This window comes from Geobacillus sp. DSP4a, from assembly GCF_013096875.1.
In the GTDB taxonomy this organism is placed as follows: Bacteria; Bacillota; Bacilli; order Bacillales; family Anoxybacillaceae; genus Geobacillus; species Geobacillus thermophilus.
In genome coordinates this window covers 1-255 of sequence record NZ_SDLD01000282.1, presented here as the reverse complement: position 1 = coordinate 255, position 255 = coordinate 1, and the positions used below count along the sequence as shown (strand labels likewise).

1 pseudogene is annotated in these 255 nt (G+C 52.9%); it reads left to right on the top strand.

Annotated features, from left to right (window positions below):
- Positions 1–125: pseudogene (locus tag ETC02_RS18715) on the top strand (AAA family ATPase); the annotation flags it as partial.
- Positions 126–255: the final 130 nt, after the last annotated feature.

The window sequence follows — 255 nt, the reverse complement described above, 5'->3', positions numbered from 1 at the left end:
CGCGGGGATGGCCTCGGGTGATCAACACGTTGGCCACGACGTGCCTGTTATACGGGTATCAGCTGAAAAAGGACGCCATTGACGAAGAAGTGGTGCGCATGGCCGCAGAGGAAATGGGGTATTAGCATGAAAGGGGCCGAATCGGCCTCTTTTGTGCTTTTTCTTTTCCATCGGTCCATCAGGCGCGCTGGAAATCTTCATCTGAAAGAGCGTGCAAACGTTCCGAAAGAATGTGCAAAATCCGGAACAATCCGC